At 64.7% G+C, this 21,551-nt stretch carries 23 protein-coding genes; 9 read left to right on the forward strand and 14 right to left on the reverse strand.

Annotated features, from left to right (window positions below; all coding sequences use genetic code 11):
* Positions 1-21: 21 nt before the first annotated feature.
* The gene (eutC, locus tag CCR94_RS08480; protein WP_104507442.1) at positions 22-801 is read right to left on the reverse strand and encodes an ethanolamine ammonia-lyase subunit EutC; all 780 of its coding nucleotides are present in this window, start codon (positions 799-801) and stop codon (positions 22-24) included.
* Positions 798-2,189, reverse strand: coding sequence for an ethanolamine ammonia-lyase subunit EutB (locus CCR94_RS08485; RefSeq protein WP_104507443.1), 1,392 nt, complete (start codon positions 2,187-2,189; stop codon positions 798-800). The genes eutC and CCR94_RS08485 overlap by 4 nt, the downstream gene beginning before the upstream one ends.
* Positions 2,190-2,407: 218 nt before the next feature.
* Here CCR94_RS08485 and dnaN point away from each other — a divergent pair, with 218 nt between their 5' ends.
* Positions 2,408-3,523 carry a DNA polymerase III subunit beta gene (dnaN, locus tag CCR94_RS08490; RefSeq protein ID WP_104507478.1) on the forward strand — a complete coding sequence of 372 codons (1,116 nt, stop codon included), beginning with the start codon at positions 2,408-2,410 and terminating at the stop codon, positions 3,521-3,523.
* Between the two features lie 270 nt (positions 3,524-3,793).
* Positions 3,794-4,180: a response regulator transcription factor gene (locus CCR94_RS08495; protein ID WP_104507444.1), complete on the forward strand. Its 387-nt coding sequence runs from the start codon at positions 3,794-3,796 to the stop codon at positions 4,178-4,180.
* A gap of 92 nt (positions 4,181-4,272) precedes the next feature.
* On the opposite strand, the gene CCR94_RS08500 is transcribed toward CCR94_RS08495, so the two are convergent.
* A complete protein-coding gene (locus CCR94_RS08500; protein WP_244593995.1) occupies positions 4,273-4,764 on the reverse strand; it encodes a GNAT family N-acetyltransferase in 492 nt (163 codons plus the stop codon).
* Between the two features lie 9 nt (positions 4,765-4,773).
* On the opposite strand from CCR94_RS08500, the gene CCR94_RS08505 reads away from it, so the two are divergent.
* Complete coding sequence (locus tag CCR94_RS08505) at positions 4,774-5,757, forward strand: polysaccharide deacetylase family protein (RefSeq protein ID WP_146089913.1); 984 nt, start codon at positions 4,774-4,776, stop codon at positions 5,755-5,757.
* Here the strand turns inward: CCR94_RS08505 and CCR94_RS08510 are convergent, their stop codons facing one another.
* Complete coding sequence (locus CCR94_RS08510; protein ID WP_104507447.1) at positions 5,758-6,027, reverse strand: hypothetical protein; 270 nt, start codon at positions 6,025-6,027, stop codon at positions 5,758-5,760.
* 146 nt (positions 6,028-6,173) lie between these two features.
* Here CCR94_RS08510 and CCR94_RS08515 point away from each other — a divergent pair, with 146 nt between their 5' ends.
* The 4 genes from CCR94_RS08515 (at position 6,174) to CCR94_RS08530 (ending at position 9,175) form a co-directional block, all read left to right on the forward strand.
* Complete coding sequence (locus tag CCR94_RS08515) at positions 6,174-6,413, forward strand: exodeoxyribonuclease VII small subunit (RefSeq protein WP_104507448.1); 240 nt, start codon at positions 6,174-6,176, stop codon at positions 6,411-6,413.
* Positions 6,414-6,420: 7 nt separating this feature from the next.
* Positions 6,421-7,305, forward strand: a complete 885-nt coding sequence (locus CCR94_RS08520; RefSeq protein ID WP_104507449.1) for a pirin family protein — start codon at positions 6,421-6,423, stop codon at positions 7,303-7,305.
* Positions 7,302-8,177, forward strand: a complete 876-nt coding sequence (locus CCR94_RS08525) for a 4-(cytidine 5'-diphospho)-2-C-methyl-D-erythritol kinase (protein ID WP_104507450.1) — start codon at positions 7,302-7,304, stop codon at positions 8,175-8,177. The genes CCR94_RS08520 and CCR94_RS08525 overlap by 4 nt, the downstream gene beginning before the upstream one ends.
* 281 nt (positions 8,178-8,458) lie before the next feature.
* Positions 8,459-9,175: a phosphatase PAP2 family protein gene (locus CCR94_RS08530; protein WP_104507451.1), complete on the forward strand. Its 717-nt coding sequence runs from the start codon at positions 8,459-8,461 to the stop codon at positions 9,173-9,175.
* 126 nt (positions 9,176-9,301) lie between these two features.
* On the opposite strand, the gene CCR94_RS08535 is transcribed toward CCR94_RS08530, so the two are convergent.
* From CCR94_RS08535 to CCR94_RS08545, 3 genes are read right to left on the reverse strand one after another with little or no spacing between them, the layout of a single operon-like run.
* A complete protein-coding gene (locus CCR94_RS08535) occupies positions 9,302-9,601 on the reverse strand; it encodes a hypothetical protein (protein WP_104507452.1) in 300 nt (99 codons plus the stop codon).
* 36 nt (positions 9,602-9,637) lie between these two features.
* The gene (locus tag CCR94_RS08540) at positions 9,638-10,804 is read right to left on the reverse strand and encodes a lytic murein transglycosylase (RefSeq protein WP_244593996.1); all 1,167 of its coding nucleotides are present in this window, start codon (positions 10,802-10,804) and stop codon (positions 9,638-9,640) included.
* A gap of 8 nt (positions 10,805-10,812) precedes the next feature.
* Positions 10,813-11,724, reverse strand: coding sequence for a DMT family transporter (locus tag CCR94_RS08545; RefSeq protein WP_244593997.1), 912 nt, complete (start codon positions 11,722-11,724; stop codon positions 10,813-10,815).
* Between the two features lie 142 nt (positions 11,725-11,866).
* Between CCR94_RS08545 and CCR94_RS08550 the strand changes: the two genes are divergently transcribed.
* A complete protein-coding gene (locus CCR94_RS08550; RefSeq protein ID WP_158254681.1) occupies positions 11,867-13,492 on the forward strand; it encodes a mucoidy inhibitor MuiA family protein in 1,626 nt (541 codons plus the stop codon).
* A gap of 37 nt (positions 13,493-13,529) precedes the next feature.
* On the opposite strand, the gene CCR94_RS08555 is transcribed toward CCR94_RS08550, so the two are convergent.
* The 6 genes from CCR94_RS08555 to CCR94_RS08580 form a co-directional block, all read right to left on the reverse strand.
* Positions 13,530-13,904, reverse strand: coding sequence for an SUF system Fe-S cluster assembly protein (locus CCR94_RS08555; RefSeq protein ID WP_104507454.1), 375 nt, complete (start codon positions 13,902-13,904; stop codon positions 13,530-13,532).
* A 25-nt stretch (positions 13,905-13,929) separates the two neighbouring features.
* Entirely contained in the window at positions 13,930-15,165 is a 1,236-nt protein-coding gene (locus CCR94_RS08560; RefSeq protein WP_104507455.1) for a cysteine desulfurase, read from the reverse strand.
* Positions 15,162-16,409: a SufB/SufD family protein gene (locus CCR94_RS08565; RefSeq protein WP_158254682.1), complete on the reverse strand. Its 1,248-nt coding sequence runs from the start codon at positions 16,407-16,409 to the stop codon at positions 15,162-15,164. The genes CCR94_RS08560 and CCR94_RS08565 overlap by 4 nt, the downstream gene beginning before the upstream one ends.
* Positions 16,406-17,158 (reverse strand): Fe-S cluster assembly ATPase SufC, encoded by a 753-nt coding sequence (gene sufC, locus CCR94_RS08570; protein ID WP_104507457.1) that lies wholly within the window; start codon positions 17,156-17,158, stop codon positions 16,406-16,408. Before sufC ends, CCR94_RS08565 begins: the two co-directional genes overlap by 4 nt.
* A 14-nt stretch (positions 17,159-17,172) precedes the next feature.
* Complete coding sequence (gene sufB, locus CCR94_RS08575; RefSeq protein ID WP_104507458.1) at positions 17,173-18,642, reverse strand: Fe-S cluster assembly protein SufB; 1,470 nt, start codon at positions 18,640-18,642, stop codon at positions 17,173-17,175.
* A 70-nt stretch (positions 18,643-18,712) separates the two neighbouring features.
* Complete coding sequence (locus CCR94_RS08580; RefSeq protein WP_104507459.1) at positions 18,713-19,840, reverse strand: cysteine desulfurase family protein; 1,128 nt, start codon at positions 19,838-19,840, stop codon at positions 18,713-18,715.
* A gap of 64 nt (positions 19,841-19,904) precedes the next feature.
* Here CCR94_RS08580 and CCR94_RS08585 point away from each other — a divergent pair, with 64 nt between their 5' ends.
* The gene (locus CCR94_RS08585) at positions 19,905-21,329 is read left to right on the forward strand and encodes a pyridoxal phosphate-dependent decarboxylase family protein (RefSeq protein WP_104507460.1); all 1,425 of its coding nucleotides are present in this window, start codon (positions 19,905-19,907) and stop codon (positions 21,327-21,329) included.
* Here the strand turns inward: CCR94_RS08585 and CCR94_RS08590 are convergent.
* Positions 21,320-21,514 carry a hypothetical protein gene (locus CCR94_RS08590; protein WP_104507461.1) on the reverse strand — a complete coding sequence of 65 codons (195 nt, stop codon included), beginning with the start codon at positions 21,512-21,514 and terminating at the stop codon, positions 21,320-21,322. The genes CCR94_RS08585 and CCR94_RS08590 overlap by 10 nt on opposite strands.
* Positions 21,515-21,551: the final 37 nt, after the last annotated feature.

The following is a 21,551-nucleotide window of genomic DNA, read 5'->3' on the forward strand; positions in this document are numbered from 1 at the left end:
ACGAGCGAAGCGCGTCCGGAGCTATCCAAAGCCTGAGGCCTCGACCGCTTCGCTCGTCAGCGTCAGGCCGTCGGCGTCGGTTTCGTCCTTGAGTTGGACGCCGCTCAGTCCGCGTTTTTGCGCCGCGCCTAGAAGATAGATCGTTTTGCGCGCGGCGGCGGTGTAGGTGAGGCCTTCCGGTCGGATGTTGGAGATGCAGTTGCGGTCGGCGTCGGTGCGGCCTTTTTGCGGCGCGTAAGTGAGGTAGAGGCCCATGGAATCGGGCGAGGACAGGCCCGGCCGCTCGCCGATCAGCACCAGCACGATTTTAGCGCCCAAAGCTTGGCCGATTTCGTCGCCGAGCGCGACGCGGCTTTGCGCGGCGAGCGCGACCGGGCCGAGGGTGAAGTTTTCTTGTCGCAGCATGGGCAGCAGCACGGCGAGGAAGGGGGCGACGTTGGTCTCGATGGCGAGCGAGGACAGGCCGTCGGCGACGACCAGCGCGAGATCGCAAGGGTTTGGTTGCAGTTTTTCTCGCGAAGATTCGTCGAGGCGGCGGCCGAGGTCGGGGCGCTGAAGGTAAGTCGCGCGGTCGGGCGCGGCGCTGTGGACCCGGAACACGTCGAGGTTTTGGGCGTGTAACGCCGCCTCGACGGCGTCGGCGTCGAGCGGGCGGTGCACGGCGTCGCGGGCGCGGGCGTGGTCGAACTGGAAATCGAGATGGGCTGATGTGGGCAGGCTGGTGCCGGCGCGGCCCAGCGCGATGCGCGCGGCGGTGAGGCGGCGCAGCTCGGTCCAGGGGTTTTTTGTGACTTCGCTCATTGGGCGCCTCCAAAGGCCAGGGCGCGCAACTGGGACGGCAGGTTTTGCCCCAGCTTCGCCGCCGCCGCGTCGACAAAAATGCCGGCGCGCTCCAGCCATGCCGCGAATTCGGGCGCGGGGGACAGGTTCAGCACGCGGCGAGCGTAGAGCGCGTCGTGGAAGCTGGTGGTTTGGTAATTGAGCATGATGTCGTCGGAGCCGGGGATGCCCATGATGAAATTGACGCCGGCCGCGCCGAGCAGGGTCAGCAGCACGTCCATGTCGTCCTGGTCGGCCTCGGCGTGGTTGGTGTAGCAGATGTCGCAGCCCATTGGGACGCCGAGCAGCTTGCCGCAAAAATGGTCTTCCAGGCCGGCGCGGATGATTTGCTTGCCGTTGTAGAGATATTCCGGGCCGATGAAGCCGACCACCGTGTTGACCAGCAGCGGCTTGAATGCGCGCGCCACAGCGTAAGCGCGGGCCTCGACGGTTTGCTGGTCGACGCCGTGGTGGGCTTCCGCCGAGAGCGCCGAGCCCTGGCCGGTTTCGAAATACATGACATTGTCGCCGAGCGTTCCGCGCTTGAGCGACAGCGCGGCGTCGCGGCCCTCCTTCAGCACAGCGAGATTGACGCCGAAACTGGCGTTGGCGGCCTGCGTGCCGGCGATGGACTGGAACACCAGATCGACCGGGGCGCCTCGCGAAATGGCCTCGATGCTGGTGGTGACGTGGGTGAGGACGCAGGATTGCGTCGGGATGTTCTGGCGCGAGATGATTTCGTCGAGCATGGCGACGAGCTTTATGACCGCCGGAATGGAATCGGAGGCCGGGTTGATGCCAATCACCGCGTCGCCCGAGCCGTACATCAGGCCGTCGAGGACGCTGGCCGCTATGCCCGCCGGGTCGTCGGTGGGGTGATTGGGTTGCAGTCTGGTCGAGAGGCGGCCGGGTAGCCCGATTGTGTTGCGGAATTTGGTGACGACGCGGCATTTGCGCGCGACCAGGATGAGGTCTTGCGCGCGCATGATTTTCGACACCGCCGCCGCCATTTCCGGCGTCAGGCCGGGCGACAGGGCTTTGAGCGCGGCCTCGTCGGCGGCGTCGGACAGCAGCCAGTTGCGGAAATCGCCCACGGTGAGATGCGAGACCGGGGCGAAGGCGTTGGCGTCATGGCTGTCGACGATCAGCCGCGTGACTTCGTCCTGCTCGTAGGGGATGACCTGCTCGTTGAGAAAAGTTTTGAGTGGCAGGTCTGCGAGCGCCCATTGCGCGGCGGCGCGCTCACTGTCGTCGGACGCGGCTATCCCTGCGAGCGCGTCGCCGGAGCGCGCCGGAGTCGCCCTGGCGAGCAGGGTCTTGAGGTCGTCGAAGCAAAAAGTTTGTCCCTTGACGCTCTGCACATAGGCCATGGATTTTTCCGTCGTCGGTTTCGTCGGAGTAAAATAGACTTTGGTCGAAGATGGCCGCTATCCCAAATCGGCAAAGGCCGAAAAAAAAGTTGATGCGCGGCGCCGATTTCGCCCGGCCCGCCAAAACCGTGGATTTGCGGCGCAAAACTCTTGCCTTGTGCGCAGCGGCAGGGCAGTCTTGCCCCCCTTTTAAGTTCGCGTTTCGGATCGCCGTTCAGATGAAAGTCACGCTTGAGAGATCGGCCCTGCTCAAATCGCTTGGTCATGTGCATCGCGTCGTCGAACGGCGCAACACCATTCCGATTCTGTCCAACGTGCTGCTGAGCGCCAGCGGGGACGGCCTGCAATTGAAAGCGACCGATCTCGATCTGGAAGTGACGGAGAGCGTGCCGGCCGACGTCGGCCAAGCCGGCGCCACCACCCTGCCCGCCCATACGCTGTATGAAATCGTGCGCAAATTGCCCGATGGCGCGCAGGTGTCGCTGGAGGCCGGGGAAAACGGCCAGTTGCAACTGCGCTCCGGGCGCTCGCGCTTCAACCTGCAAAGCCTGCCTGAGGGCGATTTCCCCGATCTCGCGGCCGGCGAACTGACGCATGCGTTCAAACTCGCCGCGCCGGAGCTGAAACGGCTGATCGACAAGACGCAATTCGCCATTTCCAGCGAGGAAACCCGCTATTATCTCAACGGCGTGTTCATGCATGTCGCGGAGGTCGAGGGTCAGGCTTTCTTGCGCGCGGTGGCGACGGATGGGCATCGGCTGGCGCGGCTCGAAACCCCAGCGCCAGCGGGCGCCGTGGGCATGCCGGGCATTATCGTTCCGCGCAAGGCCGTGGCCGAGGCGCAAAAACTGATCGAGGACCCGGAGACGGAGATCGGGATCGAACTGTCGTCCACAAAGATCCGCTTCACCATCGGGCCGGTGGTGCTGACCACCAAATTGATCGACGGCTCCTTCCCCGATTACGGCCGCGTGATCCCGACCCAGAACGAAAAGTTCCTGACGGTGGAGCGCAAGGACTTTTCCGAGGCCGTGGACCGCGTCTCCACCATTTCCTCCGAACGCGGGCGGGCTGTAAAGCTCGCGGTGTCCGAGGGCAAGCTGGTGCTGTCGGTGACCAATCCGGATTCCGGTTCGGCGGTCGAGGAGCTTGAGGTCGATTACGATGGGGGGCCGCTCGAAATCGGCTTCAACGCCCGCTACCTGCTGGACATCGCCGGCCAGCTCGACAGCGACACGGCTCTGTTCAAACTGAACGATTCGGGTTCGCCGACCATCATCCAGGACCGCGACGGGGCCAGCGCGCTCTATGTGCTGATGCCTATGCGGGTTTAGCCGACGCTTCCGAAAGGTGTTGTCACGCCGGGATCACGATGATGTGATCCCGGGTGACGTTTCGGCAATATTCCTCGGCAAATCGCGAGGATTGAACTGTAATCGGCCAGGATCAGGGCGGTTTCAACTCGCGAATTGCTTGGGATGCAATTCGCGAGTTAATGGATCATTAACTTTCGTGAGCGCATCATTTTTTACTCAAATTGTACTGAGGGCGTTGTTGTACTGAAGGCGTTAATACGGGGTCGATGAAGGCCCCTGGGGGTCGCCATGTCCGCCATTTGTGTCATTGATGATGACTGCCTGACGCGCCTCGCCGTCGAAATGACGCTACTGGACGCGGGCTTCCCCGTTCAAGCTTTCGCGTCGGCCGCAGAATTCCTGCAAGCCCGCGAGTTCGATGACATCGGCTGCATCCTGACCGACATCGAAATGCCCGGCGGCGTGACCGGCCTCGATCTGCTGGCCGAGATCGGGAAAAACGCGCCCGACTGTCCCGTGGTGGTGATGACGGGCAAGGGCGAGGGCGCGTTCCGGAGAGCCGCGCTTGCGCTTGGCGCCAGCGCCTATCTCGAAAAGCCGGTTTCCGCCAAACGTCTCATCGACGCCATTTCCAGCGCCCTGCGGCCAGCCGCGCGCATAATGGCGGCGGAATAAAACGCGACGAAGGCCGCGGCGTTCGGACGAGACCTCATTGAGTCAAGCGCAAAGGCTTTCCTGACGACGTCGAGGCCAATGCCCCCGCCCCTTCACCTTCCCCCGCTTCCCGCGCGCTGGGAGAGCGGGAAAGTATCGCTGCGGCCGAAACCTTTTGACAGGAACACCCGAGCCGCCCCTGGCGGGAAATTCTCGATCCGCCCGGCGATGACAAAGCCGCCGCGCTCGTAAAAAGCGCGGGCGGCAGGGCTGAAGGTATCGAGATAAATCCCGACGCAATTTTTCGCGCGGGCCAGGGATTCCGCGCGCGCCAGCAGGGCGCGGCCGAGGCCCGCCCTGCGCGCCCGTGGGGCGACGTAAAACTGCGCGATATAGAGCCAGCGCCAGTGGATCACGCCGTTGACGCCGCCGATGCGCGCGCCGGCGCCGTCGCGGGCGACCAGGGCGAACGCCTCCTCGTCGCGCGGGCCGAATTCGGCGGCGACTTCAGCGCCCAGCGCCTGTGCATTAGCCTGCGCCTCGCTTGCGTCGCGGGCGGCGATTTCGATATGGAAGCTCTCGGCGCTTGCCATTGCGTCAGTCATGGGTTCGTCATGAAACGATTTTTATTGGCCTTGGCAATAGCTTTTTGCGCATGCGGCGCGGCGCGCGCGGACGATTGCGCCACGCCAGTCCGGATCGAGGCGCCGCTCGACGAGCCCTTGCGGTCGCTGGAGCGCGTCACCGATTACCAGATGATGCTGGAAAGCTGCACACGCGACGACACCGCGATTCTGGCGATTCGCGACATGAAAGTCGATGGCGAGGAACTGTTGCTGACCGTCAATCCCGAAACGCTGCAGACCCGGTTGGAGCGCGCCGCCTGCTGGACGTGTCGCGAGGCGGGGCCGGACGCATGGAAAAGCCGCTATATCCGCGCGGTGGAGGAATTTGGCGCGGCGACCGGCAAAAAACTGCCTCCCGGCGCGAGTTGGCTGGAAAACGCCGGCCTGACCCACGCGCGCGACAATCGCGGCGTGTTCGTCACCGGCGATCTCTGCCCGTCACACAAGCCGCTGGAGCGGAGGTTCCTGCAAAATCTGGAAACGCAGGACGCAAAGATCGCCCTGTCCGTTACCGGCTTGTGGGTCACGCAACATGGGGATGATTTTCGCTGGCTGCGAAAAGAAAAGGCGGAAAAACGGCTGGACATCCTGTGGACAAATCACTCGTTCACCCACCCGTTCCGGCCCAGCCTGCCGGACGGCGACACTTTCATTCTGACCAAGGGACTCGATCCCGAGGACGAAATCGTCAATGTCGAGCGACTGCTGATCGCCAATGGCGAGACGCCCAGCGTGTTCTTCCGCTATCCTGGGCTTGTTTCCAATTCCGCTTGGGCGACCCGCTTGCGCGCAGCGCATTTGATTCCGCTTGGCGCCGATTCCTGGCTGGCCCTGGGCGAGAAGCCAGGACCGGGAGGCGTGATCCTCGTCCACCCCAACGGCAACGAGCCGGCGGGGATAGCCGCCTTCGAAAGACTCAACCATTCCGGCGCTGTGCCCAGACCCTTCCGACCACTCATGGAAGCTCCCTGATCAGCCGCAGGCCAAGCGTTGCGTCGCGGTCGCCTGCGAGCGCGGCGCGAAGCAATGTTCGGGCGGATCGCGGTCCACGACAATGCTGCGCATCTCGCTGGCCGCCGGGCGCGGCGCGCGGTCGAACAGAAAGGCGGGAACGACCTGAGCGGCCGCAGGTCTCGGCTCCGCCGTCCGCGCGGGCGGAGCGGGCTGGTTGGCGAGCATGGCGAGTCCCGCCAAGACGCCGGTGACAAGGAATAGACGACCGAACAGAGCTGACTGCTTCATGACCGCCTCCGAAACAGGAATTCCACAACGCAACCGCACGCTAGCGCGTTCATTCCCTCGATTCGAATCACAAGGTCGTGTACTGCGGCGGCAGTGTCGGAGGTGGTAAAGTTTCCACACTGACCGGGTTTCAAAACGGAGCGCCCATGGAAGCCAAGGATTCACCGCTGACCTTTGAGGCCGCCATGCGCGAACTCGAAGAGATCGTCGGCGCGCTGGAAAAGGGCAATGTCGATCTCGACAAAAGCATCTCGCTATACGAGCGCGGCGAGTTCCTGAAGAAACATTGCGACGCCCTGCTGAAGAGCGCCGAGGCCCGCATCGAGAAAATCGTGCAGGGCGCCGACGGGTCCGCCAAGGGGGTCGAAAAGCTCGACGTGGAGTGAGCGCGCCATGAGCGAAACGGTCGAAGCCCGAATCATTCCACCCTTGCGTGACATCGGCGGGTTCGGTGTGCGCCGCGCCCTGCCCGCGCCGGCCCGGCGCTCGATCGGGCCCTTTGTCTTTCTCGACGAAATGGGGCCGGCGGATTTCGCGCCCGGACTTGGCCTCGACGTGCGGCCGCATCCCCATATCGGCTTGGCCACACTCACCTATTTGCTCGACGGCGCGCTGTTTCATCGCGATTCGCTCGGGAACGACCAGGAGATCACGCCCGGCGCCGTCAACCTGATGGTGGCCGGCCGCGGCATCGTCCATTCCGAGCGTTCGCCGCAAAAATTTCGCGCCACGGGCGGACGCATGGCCGGGCTGCAATTCTGGCTGGCCTTGCCCCAGGCGCGGGCCGAAATCGCGCCGAGTTTTTGCCATTACGATGCCGGGCGACTTCCCTTGATCGCAGGCGATGGTTTTCGCGCCCGAATTGTCATTGGCGCGCTGGAAGGCGTCGCGGCGCCGGTCGAGAATCTGTTCGGCCCCTGCGAGTTGGCCGAAATCACCCTCGAATCCGGCGCGGCTTACGAAATAGGCCGCACATACGAGGAGCGGGCGCTCTATCTGATTTCCGGCGCGATCGAGATCGAGGGCGAGGTTTTTTCCGACAAGAGCCTGATCGTGCTCAAACCCGGCGCCGACATCGCCTTGCGCGCGAAAACGGCGGCGCGCCTCGCCCTGGTCGCCGGCGATCCGCTCGACGGGCCGCGTTTCCTGTGGTGGAATTTCGTCTCAGCCAGCCACGCGCGCATCGTCGAGGCGCGCGAGGACTGGATTGCCGGACGATTTCCGGGCATTGAGGGGGATGCGGACTTCATTCCCGCCCCCGAATTGAAAGCGCTATGACCCAGACCCATCACGCCCGAGCGCCCGCGAAGATCAATCTCACGCTCCACATCGAAGGGCGGCGGCCCGACGGCTACCACGAATTGACGAGCCTGGTCGCCTTCGCCGGCGCGGGCGATCTGCTCACCTTCGCGCCTGACGATCTGTTTTCGCTGGAGGTTTCCGGGCCGACCGCGATCGAGGCGGGAGACGGCGGCGACAATCTGGTGGCGCGGGTCGAACGCGCGCTGCGCGCGGAAAAACCCGACTTGCGCACGGGCGCCTTCCATCTGACCAAGCAGCTGCCGGTGGCGGCGGGCGTCGGCGGAGGCTCGTCCGACGCCGCCGCTGCGCTGCGGCTGCTGGCCGCCGCCAACGGCCTTGCCGCCGACGCCCCCACGCTCTACGAAGCCGCGCGGCGCACCGGCGCGGATGTGCCGGTCTGTCTCGATCCCCGCGCGAAATTTATGCGCGGCGTTGGGGAAAAGCTCGGACCGGCGCTGAAACTGCCGGCGCTGCCAGCCGTGCTGGTCAATCCGCGCGTGCCCGTCGAAACCAAGGCCGTGTTCCAGAAACTTGGCCTGAAACCCGGTCAAAGCTTTGGTTATGGCCCGCATCCCTCTGTCACCGACGGCATGGACTTCGAGAGTTTTCTGCGCGCGCTGAAAAAAGGCCGCAACGACATGGAGGACGCGGCCTGCGTGATCGCCCCCATCGTCGGCCATGTGCTGGCGACGCTCGCCGGCGCGCGCGGCTGCCGTCTGGCGCGCATGTCCGGTTCCGGCGCCACCTGTTTCGCCTTGTTCGACACCTGCCGGCAGGCGGGCGCGGCGGCGCGCGCGATCACCGCCGCGCATCCGCAATGGTGGGTGAAGCCGACCGTGCTGCGGTAAACGCGCGCATGCAGCGTCCGCGTTGCCGGCGCCTCAATCGCCCGGTTCCGCCCTGACAAAAAAAAGGCCGCTGCAAACAGCGGCCCAAGTCTAGGGAGGAAACGCCCAAGGAGGGCTGCAGCACAGGCGAGGCCCGCGCTACGAAGAACAGCCTATGTTGCGCCGCACAAAATGTCAATTGCTTTTGCTGCGTCGCATCATTGCCTGATCGCAAAGGTGGAATTTGGCGGCGATACAGGCGAAGCGCCTGTCGTTCGGGAGGAAGATCGCTTGGGGGAAACATGGTGAAATCCGCCGTTCATGGGGCTGTTGTTCTTTATGTGGCGCTGGCGCTGACGCCCGCCGCCTTCGCGCACGATGCGGCTTTCGTCGCGCCCGAACAATCCGAGGCGATTCTGATCCTGCCCGATCCGCCGGCGGAGGGGTCCGACGCGCAAAAAGCCGATCTGGCGCGCTTGCACGAGATCGAGCTTACGCGCACGCCGCAGCAGGTGGAGGTCGCGCGCGCCGATGGCGCCAACCAGACGATTTTCCTGTTTCAAAACCTGTTCGGCGAGATGTTCACGCAGGCCAGTCTGCCGCTGACCGCCGCGCTGGGCGCGCGCGTTGTCGCGGACGCCGACGCCAACGCGGATGCGGCGAAGGATCTGTTCCAGCGCAAGCGGCCCTTTGTCGCCGATCCCACGCTGCGGCCGGCGTGCCCGGCCTCGTCCAGGAGCAATTCCTATCCGAGCGGCCACGCCATGGTCGGCTGGCTGCTCGGCCTCACGCTGGTCGAAATGGTCCCGGAGCGGCGCGCGGAAATTCTCGCCCGCGCGGCGGATTACGGCCGCGCCCGAAACATCTGCGGCGCGCATTATCCCAGCGACGTGGAAGCCAGCCGGGCGCTGGCCTATGCCGTCCACGGCGTCATGGCGCGGAACCCGGCTTATCGAGCGGAGCTTGCGGCGGCGCGGGCGGAATTGCGCAAGGCGCTGAACCTTCCGGACGCGCCCTGACCGCGTCATACGGTTTCCGCAGGATCGCGATTCGCGGAAACAAGATCGCGCGGAATTCCTTGAGTTGGAAGCGGAATTCCGCGCGAACGGAATACGAAATCAAAAATGAATCATTCGGATTTCGTATCACTCCATCCCGGCGACGGTATGGTCCTTGTTGAAGCCGCGGTTCAACATGATCGCCTGGGGATGGCCTTGGGCGTCGCGCCATTTGGCGCGGCAGATTTCCGGGCCGCACCAGATTTCCGGAAAATGGTAGAGCGGCTTGCCGTTGTTCATGCGCGCGCCATAGGAGACCTCGGGCTTCCAGCCCTTGGCGAGCAGGGCCGCGCGGGTCGGCTCATAGGGCGCGCCCGAGGCGATTTGCGCCAGCGCGGGCGTGGCCAGCGCGACGGCGAGCGCCAGTGCGCAAATGCTTGTCTTCATCATTGTCTCCAGGATCACCAAAACTTGCCAGATTGTTCATAACGGCTTCGCGTACAGCAATTCCAGCACGGCGCGCGAAGGATAGCCATCCGCCCTTGGCAGGCCAGCGCCGCGCTGAAAGGCGTGGATGGCGAGCCGCGTCACCGGACCGAATCGCCCGTCGATCTTGCCATCATAAAGGCCTTTTGAGGTCAGGCCGCGCTGGATCGCCTCGCGCTCGGCCGCCGAAAGCGGCTGCGCCTCGACGGGCCATTTCTGCTGCAACACCGGGCGCCCGGCGATGCGCTCTGCCAGCACCGCGCCGGCGAATGCGTAGGAGTCCGAGAAATTATAGGCCTTCAGCACGAAGAAATTTTCGCTGAGCAGGAAGGCGGGGCCGTCGGCGCCAGCCGGGAAGAACAGCATGGCGACGCCTTCGCGCGGCAACGCACCGCCGTCGAGTTTTTGAAAACCCGCCGCGCGCCAAGCGGAAAAATCCTGCTTCAGCGTGGCATAGTCGAAAGTTTCCGGCGCGCGCGTCTCGATCAGCGGGGTGAGGCCCGCGACCCAGCCGCTTTCGTGCAGGAAATTGCCGATGGAAAGCAGCGAATCCGGCGCGCTCCAGATGTCCGGCGCCGAGCCGGATGCGCTTTTGGCGTATTTGAGATAGGCCGAGGGCATGAATTGCGGATCGCCCATAGCCCCCGCCCACGAGCCCTTCAGCTTGTCTCTCGCGAAACCTTTTTGCAGCAGCACGAGGCCGGCGACGAATTCCTGGGCATAGACGGGATTGTCAGGATGCAGGAAGGCGAGCGTGGCGAGGGTGCGGAAAATGTCGCGGTCGCCGCGCGAACGGCCGAATTCGCTCTCCATGCCCCAGAGCGCGACGATCATCTCGCCGGGCACACCCGTGGCGCGGGCGGCGGAGGCTAAAGCGGCGGCGTTTTTTTGCGCCATGTCGCGGCCGGTTTTTGCGCGGCTGGGCGAGGCGGCCTCATCGACATAGGTTTTGAGCGGGCGGGTGAACTCGCCCTGCCCCGCGCGCTTGCCGGAGAGCGAGGGATCCAGGCTCAAGCCGCCGGCGACGGACTCGAAAATATCGTCCGACACGCCAGCCTCGCGGGCGGGGCCGCGCAGGTTTTCGACAAAGCCGGAGAACTCGTCGGCGAAAGCCGGGCTGGCGGCCAGCGCCGCCATCAGTGTCAAAAATCCGCGTCGGTTCATGCCAAGACTCATTTTCGGCCGCCCCATTCGGCCAGAGCTATGCCAGACAAGCCCAGAATCATGGCGGCGGCATGGTAGGCGTGAAACGGCTCGCCGAGCAGGCTTATCGCAAACAGGGCGCCGAACAAAGGCGTCAGATTGGTGAAAATGCCCGCCCGCCCCGGCCCGATCAACTCCACCGCGCGCATGAAGAAGATTTGCGAGATCAGCGACGGAAACAGCGCGACAAACAGGACGAAGGCCCAGCCTTTCGGCGTCGGCCAGAAGAAGCCGCCGGAGGCGATCTCCCAGGCGAAGAAGGGCAAGGATTCGACAAAGGCCGCGATCGCCATGCCGGAGAAGAACACCAGCGGCGCGAGCGGCGGTCTTTCGCGCAGGGCGACCGTGTAGAGCGCGTAAAGCACGCAAGCCGCGAGCATCATGGCGTCGCCCACATTCAGCGAGAACGCGCCAAGCGCGAAAATATCGCCGTGTGTGGCGATCAGGCCGGCGCCGCTGAAGGACAAGCCCATGCCGGCGATTTGCAGCGGGGTCGCGGGCAAACCCTTGAACAAGGCCCCGATCGCCAGCACCGTCGCGGGGATCGCCCCTTGCAGCAGCACGATATTGACCGCGCTGGTGCGCGAGCCCGCGAGATAGAACAGCACGTTGAAGCCGGTATAGCCGCAGAGCGCCATCAAGACGAGATAGGTTTTCCGCGCCCGCAAAACCGGCGCGGCCTTGCGCAATTTTCCGCGCAGAAACGGCAGCAGCAGGCCGCAGACCACCAGCCAGCGCAGTGTCACCAGCGTGAGCGGCGGAACCTCGCCCACGGCGGCGCGGCTGACCACGCCGTTGGCGCCCCACATGGCGGCGGTCAGAACCAGCAAAGTCACCGCGCTGCCGTTGAGGGCGCGTTGCGCGCGAATCCATGCGGTCACGTCTCTCTCCTCAAACCGCGAGGACTTTGGCGGCGCCGGCGGAAATGTCCAGTACTCGCCGCGCAAGCCGGGTTTGCGTCGAAAAAAACACGCAATCGCGCGGCTACACTGCGGCCAAGCTTCCGACCCGGAGTCGACTCCCATGCGCCTGCTGCTGTCTTTCGCCGCCCTGTGCCTCGCCTGCCCCGCGCTCAAAGCGGCGGAGATCGAGGCCTCGTCGCGGATCGAGTCCGTCACGCTCTATCCCGACGCCGCGCAGGCGACCCGCGCCATCGAAGTCGATCTGCCGGCCGGGGCGAGCCGCGTCGTGCTGCGCGGCCTGCCGGCGTCTCTCGACGCGTCCACCCTTCAGATCGCCGGCGAGGGCGACAATGCGCTTATTCTTGGCGCCGTGGACGTGCGCCGGACCGCGGCCAAACCCGATTCCGGGTTCGAGGCTCAACTCAAAGCGCTGCGCGACGAACGCGAGGCCGCGCAGGTCAAGGTGGACGCCCTCGCCGCGAAAGTGGCCATGATTCAGGCCTATGGGCAAAAGGGTCCGCAAGCCAGCGACGACAAGCCTTTTTCCGCGCCGGACTGGAGCGCGGCCTTCGATCTGTTGGGAAGCGCGCTGGCCAGGAACGGCGAGGATCTGCGACTGGCGCGCGCCGCCGTGGCGGGAATCGAGACCCGGATCAGGGCGCTGGAGGCGGCAAAACCCGCGCCCGGCCCGCGCGGCGCGGCGCAGGATGTGGCTGTCGATGTCGAGGCGCCGGTTTTGGGCAAATACCGGCTCAGCCTGACCTATCGGCTGCGCGGCGCGCGCTGGACGCCCGCGTACGAGGCGCGGCTGACCACCGGCGACAAGGGCAAGGGATCGAAGCTGGAATTGCTGCGGCGCGCCGCGATCAGCCAACGCACCGGCGAGGATTTTGACAATGTGACCCTCAGCCTCGCCGCCTTCCCCGCCGCCTCCGGCGCCAGCGCGCCCGAGCCGCAGCCGCAACGAATCGACTTTTTCGAGCCGCCGGTAATGGGCGCGGCGATGCGGGCCGCGCCGGCGCCCGCCGCCGCGCCGCCTGCCATGGCCGAGGATTCCGCCATGCCGAAGCGACGCGAGGCGGCCAAACCACAAATGGCCCAGATCGAATCCCATGGCGTGCAGGCGTTTTTCCGCGCGCCGGGAAAAGTGAGTCTCGCTTCCGACGGGACCACCAAACTGGTCGCGCTGTCGGCGCAGACACCCGCCGTGGAACTGAGTTGGAAGACCGCGCCCGCGCTCGATCCGCGCGCCTTCCTCGCGGCGCATTTCGTCAATGGCGAGGAGGCGCCGCTGCTGCCCGGCCCCGTAACTCTTTATCGCGACGGCGCCATGATCGGACAGGGCGCGCTGAAAATGGTCGCGGCGCAAGAGGCCGCGGATCTCGGTTTCGGGCCGGACGAGCGGGTGAGCGTCACGCGCGCTCCGATCAAGCGCAAGGAAAACGAGCCGAACTGGTATGGCCAGACCAAGACCGAGACGCGCGAATATAAAACCGTGCTGCGCAATCTGCACGATTTCCCGGTCAACCTGCTGGTGGCGGACCAGACGCCCTATTCCGAGACCAACGCCATCAATGTCGAGCTGTTGCCGCAGACCACGCAAGGCGCCGACAAGGACCCAGAGGGCAAGCGCGGCCTGCTGAACTGGCGTTTTTCGCTCGCGCCCAATGAAAGCAAGGAGGTGCGCCTTGCTTATCGCATGAAATGGCCCGCCGACCGCGAGGTTGTCGTTCCCGGCGCCGATTGACGCTGATGGATCTAAGCGGCGGCGTCCCCGTCCGCGCTCACCACATGTCCAGCGCCACGCGGGCCTCGTCCGACATGCGACTCTGGTCCCACGGCGGGTCGAACACCATTTTCACGTCGACGCCGGCCACGCCCGGCACGGACGAAACCGCGTTCTCGACCCAGACCGGCATTTCGCCCGCCACCGGGCAACCCGGCGCGGTGAGGGTCATGTCGATCTTCACGAAATGGCTGTCGTCGATCTCGACGCGGTAGATCAAGCCGAGTTCGTAGATGTCGGACGGAATTTCCGGGTCGTAGACCGTCTTCAGCGCGGCGATGATATCGTCGGTGAGCCGGTCGTAATCCTCCGGACGCACCTGCGCGTCGGCGGCGATCACAGGATGATTGGGCTGGGTGTCGGTTTCGGTCATTGCGGGCTTGTCCTGGCTTCATCCATCAGGCGAACAAATCGGCGGCGCGGATCAGAGCGGCGACGAGGGCGTCGACCTCCTCGCGCGTGTTGTAGAGGGCGAACGACGCCCGGCAGGTCGAGGTCACGCCATAGCGCGCCAGCAGCGGCTGGGCGCAATGCGTGCCGGCGCGCACGGCGACGCCGGCGCGGTCGATCACCGTCGCGACGTCATGGGCGTGCGCGCCTTTCATCTCGAAGGAAAACAGCGCGCCTTTATCCGGCGCCGTGCCAAACAACCGCAGGAACGAAAGATCCGCGAGGCGCGCGCCCGCGTAATCCGCGAGATCGGCCTCGTGGGCGCGAATGGCGTCGCGGCCGAGGGAGTCCATGTAATCCAGCGCCGCGCCAAGGCCGATGGCCTCGGCGATCGGCGGCGTGCCGGCTTCAAATCTGTGGGGAGGAACGCCATAGGTGACATTTTCGCATGTCACGGTCTCGATCATCTCGCCGCCGCCGGCGAAGGGCGGCAGCTTTGTCAGCCATTCCTTCTTGCCGTAGAGCGCGCCGATGCCGGTGGGACCATAGAGCTTGTGGCCGGTGACGATGTAGAAATCGACGTCGAGATCGCGCACGTCCACTTGCGTGTGGACCGCGCCCTGCGAGCCATCGATCAGCACCGGAATCCCGCGCGCGTGGGCGATCCGCACGATCTCCTTCACCGGCGTCACCGTGCCCAGCACGTTGGACATGTGCGTCAGCGCGACGATCTTGGTCTTGTCGGTCAGCGCCGCCTCGAAACGGTCGAGCGAAAAGCTTCCGTCATCCTCGACATCGACCCATTTCAGCACCGCGCCCTTGCGCTCGCGCAAAAAATGCCAGGGCACGATGTTGGAATGATGTTCCATGATCGAGAGCACGATTTCGTCGCCCTCGCTTATGTGCGCAAGGCCGTAGGACGAGGCGACCAGATTGAGCGCTTCCGTCGCGCCGCGCGTGAAAATGATCTCGTCGGTCGAGCCGGCGTTGAGGAAGGCGCGCATTTTTTCGCGCGAGGCTTCATAGGCGTCGGTCGCGGCATTGGCGAGATAATGCAGCCCGCGATGGACGTTGGCGTATTCATGCTCGAACACATGGGTGACGCGTTCAATCACCTGACGCGGCTTTTGCGCGCTGGCGGCATTGTCGAGATAGACCAGCGGCTTGCCATAGGGCTTTTCGCTCAGGATCGGGAAATCCGCGCGGATCTTCGTCAGATCGTAAATCGGCTTCATCTGGTTCATACCAGCGTCTCCTCGCCTAAAATTTCGGAAAGATCGACGCGCAGCAGGTCGCGCAGAACTTCGCTTTCGAGCGCGTCGAACACGTCGGCCGCGAAGGCGTCGATCAGGATTTTTTCCGCCTCGATTGTTGGGATGCCGCGCGTCTCCAGATAGAACAGGTTTTGCGCGTCGAGTTTTGTTACCGCCGCGCCGTGGCCGCAGGCGACATCATCCGCGAAAATCTCCAGCTCCGGTTTTGCCGAGAGCGCAGCCTCGTCCGAGAGCAGCAGGCCCCGGCACATCATCTTGCCGTCGGTTTTTTGCGCGTGCGGCGGCACGGTGATCTTGCCTTGAAAGACGCCGTTGGCGTGATCGGCCAGCACATATTTGAAGGTCTCGCGGCTCAGTCCATGCGGCGCGTCGTGGCGCACCACCAGCGTCACGTCGGCATGATCGTTGCGGCCCAAAACGGCGGCGCCGCCGAGGTGCAATTGCGCGCCCTCGCCCGCCAGCGACACGAAATATTGCCGACGCAGAAACGGGGTTTGCGCCAGCAGGGCGACCGAACGCAATTTGGCGCGGGCGGCGAGCGTGGCGGTGAAGGACTGCAACTCGACGCCGGCCGTCTCGCGGCAGCGGCAGGCGTGATCGAGTTGCGCGTCTTCACCGAGTTCGATGAACAGCGCGCTGTCGCCGAAACCGGCGAAACCCTCGTCGCGGGTTTCCACGATTTGCGCGCGGGCTTTCGCGCCGAGGCGGATGAGGTTGCGGCCGAAGCGGCTGCGGTCTGTCTGCGCGCCGGTCAGAGCGACGATCTCGATCACCGGGTCGATGCGCGCGCCCGCCGCGATGTCCAGCACGAATCCGCCGCGTGAAAGAGCGGCGTTGAGATCGAGCAGCGGATCGGCGGCGGCGCCGAGAAAATCCGTCTCCCGGGCCGACGCGATGGCGACGCCGGCGATTTTGGAGACATCGTCGGAGAGGTCCGGAGCGTAAAATCCATCGACGGTGACGATCCGCAGCCGCGCGCTCGCGCCGAGCTTGCCGCGCGCGACCGAGAGCGACGCGTCGTCCGGCGCGGCGGCCAGCGGCGGCACTGTACGCAGCCGGGCGCGCAGGTCGGAATAATGCCAGCTTTCGACACGACGGCTAGGCAGGCCCGCCTGCCTGAACTGCGCGAAGGAGGCGCGTTCGGACGGGGAGGCGTCGGCCGGGAGAAGTGTTGCAAACGCCTCGTCGGCCTTGCTGGGCGCAAGCGCAATCACGCCGCCGCTCCTTCCGCGTATTCGGCATAACCGCTGGCTTCCAGCGCCAGCGCCAGTTCCGGACCGCCGCTTTTCACGATTTTGCCGCGCGACATCACATGCACAATGTCGGGTGAAATAAAATCGAGCAGGCGCTGGTAATGCGTGATCACCAGCAGGCCACGGTCTTTTCCGCGCAAGGCGTTCACCCCTTCCGCACAGGTTTTCAGCGCGTCGATATCGAGGCCGGAATCCATTTCGTCGAGGATGGCGAAGCGCGGCTCCAGCAGCGCCATTTGCAGGATTTCCATGCGCTTCTTCTCGCCGCCGGAAAAGCCGACATTGACCGGGCGCTTGAGCATGTCCTGGGAAATGTCGAGTTTTTGCGCGGCGGCGCGCACCTGCTTCATGAAGTCCGGGATTGGCAGATCGCTCTCACCGCGCGCGCGGCGCTGCGCGTTGATCGCCGCTTTCAGAAACGTCATGGTGGCGACGCCGGGGATTTCCAGCGGATATTGAAACACCAGGAACAGGCCAAGGGCGGCGCGTTCGGCCGCCGATTTCCGCAGAAGGTCGATTCCGTCGAGGCGGATGGACCCCTGCTCCACCTCGTAATCGGCGCGGCCCGCGACGACATAGGAGAGGGTGGATTTGCCGGAGCCGTTCGGACCCATGATCGCCGCGACCTGACCATCCTCCACCGTGAGGGTGAGGCCGTTGAGGATTTTCTTGCCGGCGATGGAGACGTGAAGATTTTCGATTTCAAGCATTGTGCAAAACCCTGTCAGCCGACGCTGCCTTCGAGCGAAATGGCGATGAGTTTTTGCGCCTCGACAGCGAACTCCATCGGCAATTGTTGCAGCACGTCGCGCACGAATCCGTTGACGATCAGCGCGGTCGCCTCCTCGGCCTCAAGCCCGCGCTGCATGCAGTAGAACAACTGGTCGTCGGAGATTTTGGAGGTGGTCGCCTCGTGCTCGAATTGTGCGGTCGAGTTTTTCGCCTCGATATAGGGCACGGTGTGGGCGCCGCATTGATTGCCGATCAGCAGGGAATCGCAATTGGTGAAGTTTCGCGCGCGCAAAGCCTTGCGATGCGCGAACACCTGGCCGCGATAAGTGTTTTGCGAATGGCCGGCGGATATGCCTTTCGAGATGACGCGACTCGACGTGTCATTGCCGAGATGCAGCATTTTCGTGCCGGAATCGACCTGCTGATAGCCGTTTGAAATGGCGATGGAATAGAACTCGCCGCGTGAAAAATCGCCGCGCAAAATGCACGAAGGATATTTCCAGGTGATGGCCGATCCCGTCTCCACCTGCGTCCACGAGATTTTCGAGCGAATCCCGCGGCAATCGCCGCGTTTGGTGACGAAATTGTAGATGCCGCCTTTGCCCTCGCTGTCGCCGGGATACCAGTTTTGGACGGTGGAGTATTTGATCTCGGCGTCATCGTGCGCGATCAGTTCGACCACCGCCGCGTGCAACTGGTTTTCGTCGCGCTTGGGCGCCGTGCATCCCTCAAGATAGGACACGTAGGAGCCGGCGTCGGCGATGATCAGCGTGCGCTCGAACTGGCCGGTGTTCTGCTCGTTGATGCGAAAGTAAGTGGACAGCTCCATCGGACAGCGCACGCCCGGCGGGATGTAGACAAACGATCCGTCGGAAAACACCGCCGCATTGAGCGTGGCGAAATAATTGTCGGTGGCTGGCACCACCGAGCCCAGATATTTTTTTACCAATTCCGGGTGGGTCTGCACCGCCTCGGAAATCGGGCAGAAGATCACGCCGGCCTTGGCGAGTTCTTCCTTGAAGGTTGTGACCACGGAGACGGAATCGAATACCGCATCGACGGCGACGCGGCGCTCTTGCACGCCCGCCAGCGCTTCTTGCTCGCTCAGGGGAATGCCGAGCTTGGCGTAGACGCGTAAAAGTTCGGGATCGACATCGGCGAGCGTTCTTGGTCCCGCCGTGCCCTTGGGGGCGGAATAATAATAGAGATCCTGATAGTCGATTTTCGGATAATCGACCCGCGCCCAGCGCGGCTCTTCCATGGTCAGCCAGCGCCTGAAAGCGTCGAGCCGCCATTGCGTCAGCCAGTCCGGCTCATTCTTGCGCGCGGAAATGAAGCGAACGATATCCTCGTTCAGGCCCCTGGGCGCCTTGTCGGATTCGATCTGAGTGGAGAAACCGTATTTATAGGCGTCGACGTCGAGCGTCTTCACCGTGTCGACCGTCTGTTGGACCGCCGCCATTCACTCTCTCCTCACCTAACGCGGGTTCAAGGCCCGCTGGTTGAGTCTATGGATAGAATGCACCCCGAGCTTACGCCCGGTTCCGCATCCGTTGTCGTACTCTAGCCAAAATTGAAGGAAAAGCTACGCCCTCCTGCTCATTATTTGGCCATCCCAGCGAAATCCGCAAGGCGCAGCGCGCGATTTCGGGCGGAACCCCCATGGAAGCCAGCACGGCGGACGCCGAAACTTTTCCCGAGGAGCAGGCCGAACCGGAGGAAATCGCCACGCCCTCGACATCCAGCGCGGCGACCAGGGTTTCCGCAGCGAGACCGGGCAGCGCGAAGGCGAGCGTGTTGGGCAGACGCGGCGCGCCCGCGCCGAACACGATGGCTTCCGGCGCGAGCGCCGTTACGTCAGCCTCGATCCGGTCGCGCAGCGCGCGCAACCGCGTCATCTCGTCCGCGCCCTTTGCCAAAACCTCCTGGAACGCGGCGGCGAAGCCGGCGACGCCAGCGACATTTTCCGTGCCGCCGCGATGGCCCCGCTCCTGCCCGCCCCCGCGCACAAAAGCCTGCGCCGGAATCACGGCGCGGCGCGAAAAAATGGCGGCGCCGACGCCCTTGGGGCCGCCGATCTTGTGGCTGGAGACGAACAGCACGTCCGCGCCGGTCGCGGCGAAGGCGCAGTCCACGCGGCCGAGGGCCTGAACCGCGTCGCAAACCACGACGCCGCCGGCTTCATGGACCAGGGCGGCGGCTTCTGCGACCGGTTGGATCACGCCGGTTTCGTTGTTGGCGGCTTGCAGCGCCAGCATGGGGGCGCGCGAAAACCCAAGTTTTTCGCGGAGATCGGTGAAGTCGAGCCGCCCGTCGCCATCGAGCGCGACGCGCGCCGTCGCCGCGAAACCGTGGCCGGACGCCACGCAGGGGTGCTCGCCGCCGCCGATCAGCAGGTTTTCGCAAGCGAGGCCGACCAGCGCCGGCCGCAGGACCGTGTTGGCGGCTTCCGTCGCGCCGGAGGTGAAGACGACAAGCTCCGGTTTCACGCCGAAATGCCTGGCAAGGAGTGACCGGGCGTTCTCGATTTTCGCGCGCGCCGCGCGCCCCTCCGCGTGGATGGACGAGGCGTTGCCGGCGTCCAGCGCCGCGACAACAGCTTCGCGCGCCGCTGGGCGCAGCGGCGAGGTCGCGTTATGGTCGAAATAGAGGCGCGCCATGCAAAAGCTCCGGGCAAGTCCGGGATAGTCACTTAAGCCCGGAGCGCCAAGCGGAATTTGGACGATGACCCTGAACGACAGCCTCGACCCCGAAAACTGGGAGGACTTCCGCCGCCTGAGCCATCGGGCGCTCGACGACGCGCTCGACGACCTCATGAGCTTGCGTGAGCGCCCGGTCTGGCGCGAGACGCCGGCCGACGCGCTGGCGCGGCTCGATGACGCGGCGCCGGCGCAAGGGGTTGGTCTGGAACAGGTTCTGGCCGAATTTGTCCGCGACATCCAACCCTTTGGCGTCGGCAACCGCCATCCCGCCTTTTTCGGCTGGGCGCATGGCGCGGGAACGCCGGTCGGCATGGTGGCGGAACTGCTGTCGGCCGGGCTGAACCTCAATTGCGGCGGGCGCAACCATGTCGGCGTCGCGCTTGAGAAAAAGATCGCCGCCGCCATGGCGAAACTTTTCGGCTTTCCCGCGACCGCTTCGGGTCTGTTCGTCACCGGGGCGTCGCAGGCCAATTTTCATGGCGTGGTGATGGCGCGGCGCGCGGCGCTTGGCGCGGACGTCCGCGAAAACGGTCTTCAGGGCGCGAGCTTGCGCGCCTATGCCTCGACCCAGGCCCATGGCTGCGTCGAACAGGCGATGGATCTCGCGGGTCTCGGGACGGCGGCGCTGCGGAAAATTCCCTGCGATGCCGACGGCCGGATGCGCCTCGACCTTTTACGCGCGGCCATCGCCGCCGACCGCGCGCGCGGCGACCGGCCCTTTCTGCTGGTCGCCTCGGCGGGAACGGTCAATTTCGGCGCGTTCGACCCGCTGGAGGAACTGGCCGACCTCGCGGCGCGGGAAAAACTCTGGCTGCATGTGGATGGCGCCTTTGGCGCCCTGACCGTGTTTTCCGACAAGCTCAAGCCGCTGGTCGCCGGCATTGAACGCGCTGACACCATCGCCTTCGACTTCCACAAATGGGCCCATGTTCCCTATGACGCCGGGTTTATTCTGGCGCGCGACGGCGCGGCGCAACGAGCGGCCTTCGCCGCGCCGGCGGCCTATCTCTCCCGCACCGAAACCGGGCTCGCCAAGGGCGAAATCTGGCCCTGCGACCTCGGCCCCGACCTTTCACGCGGCTTTCGCGCGCTCAAAGTGTGGATGACGCTGCGCGCCTATGGGTTTGCGCGGCTTGGCGAATGCATGGAGCGCAATTGCGCCGACGCCCGCGTCCTCGCCGGCCTGATCGACGCGTCGGAAGAGTTTGTCCGCGCGGCGCCGGTTCCGCTCAACATCGTGTGCTTCCGGCTGAAACACGCCGATGACGCCGCCAATCGCGCTCTGGTCGAGCGCCTGCATGTGGACGGCGTCGCGGCGCCGTCGTTGACGCGTCTGGACGGCCACACGGCGATCCGCTGCGCCATCTTCAACCACCGCACCCGGTCGGGCGATGTGGAGGCCTTCTTCAATGCGGCGCGAGAGGCCGCGAAAGCCTTTCAGAAATAATGATTTACGAAGCGCATGAAGAAGCGCGAATCTCCAGAGGCCATCATCCAGGAGATGCCGCACAGAAAGGCGACCGTCAACGTGCCCAGCAGCAACTGGCCGACGAATTTCACGGTCTCCGCCGCGCCGTCGTGCTTGCCGACCGGCCGGGTCTGATCCTCGAAACGATGAACGAAACGACCCATTTTGTCCTCTTGGGAATGCGGCGGTCGCGAAAGGCCG

Source organism: Rhodoblastus sphagnicola (assembly GCF_002937075.1).
Classification (GTDB): Bacteria; Pseudomonadota; Alphaproteobacteria; order Rhizobiales; family Beijerinckiaceae; genus Rhodoblastus; species Rhodoblastus sphagnicola.